This is a genomic window from Oleiphilus sp. HI0132 (genome assembly GCF_001635845.1).
In genome coordinates, this window is the sequence record NZ_LWGJ01000151.1 from 1 (window position 1) to 950 (window position 950).

At 42.0% G+C, this 950-nt stretch carries 2 protein-coding genes and 1 pseudogene; 2 read left to right on the forward strand and 1 reads right to left on the reverse strand.

What is annotated here, in order from left to right:
* A pseudogene (locus A3766_RS32460) lies at nucleotides 1-95 on the forward strand (chemotaxis protein CheW); the annotation flags it as partial.
* A 59-nt stretch (nucleotides 96-154) separates the two neighbouring features.
* A complete protein-coding gene (locus A3766_RS01915; protein WP_068513732.1) occupies nucleotides 155-568 on the forward strand; it encodes a DUF2802 domain-containing protein in 414 nt (137 codons plus the stop codon).
* 81 nt (nucleotides 569-649) lie between these two features.
* Here the strand turns inward: A3766_RS01915 and A3766_RS30145 are convergent.
* Nucleotides 650-950: hypothetical protein (locus tag A3766_RS30145; RefSeq protein ID WP_197479184.1), on the reverse strand; the 301-nt coding region annotated here is incomplete at its 5' end.

Below are 950 nucleotides of genomic sequence, written 5' to 3' on the forward strand. Positions count from 1 at the left end.
AGGGCGTTTGTAATAAGAACGGCGAACTGATTATCTTGGTTGAATTTGAGAAGATGCTATCTGAAGAAGAATGGTCTGAAATGGGCTCGTTCTAAACTCGATAGCCAATTTGTTTTTGGCCCTCAATGCTAATTGAGGGCTATGAGGAGTAGGCATGTCAATTTCTGTAGAGTTTGTTCCATTGGTTTCAGCGATACTCGTATGTTTGCTTGCGGTGTACGCTTTGGTAATCAAGCGTAGCATTACCTTATCAGAAAGGAGCACTGCTGATCTGGTCGATGAGCTATCAAAAGAAGTTCAGGGAATTAGCCATGGCTCAATGGGTGTTGGGCGTAAGGTTATTGCTCTGGAAAAGCGTGTCGAAGAGCTTGAAGCCATAATAGACGAAATGCAGAAAAATGACCCGACTAAAGTTTCTTACTCCGAAGCGTCACGTTTGGTGGAGTTGGGAGCGGGGATCGATGACCTAATGAATAGTTGTGGCATCTCTCGTCCAGAAGCAGAGCTTGTTAGTGCTCTCACCGAAAGTAAGCAAGATACTATTCCTACCCTTACTCCCACTAAGTAGCTTTAAGCCAGCCAATACTTAAATCAGTGTTCACATCGAGAGCATAGCTTGGGTGTGAACTAGTTATACATCATCAAATGCTTAAGCAACTGCAGAATATTCATTCATAGCTCTTATCGGCTGCACTACTTTACTCTTTTCTTTGTATAGTGAATGTTCAATATAGGCGTCAATTTCACACTCAGCTTCGGCATCTAAGGCGCCAAAGCGTAACTCAAGTTGAAAGGTATCTTTAGATAAGCGTCTAATACAGATTACATCTGCATTAATTTGAAGAAAGCTTTCTAATTTAAATGCGACTTCAACTTTAACCGGACACTTAGGTGATACCGAAGGTGTATTGGGTAGTAAGCGATGCAAGGTTTCTTGGTCACAGTTTAGG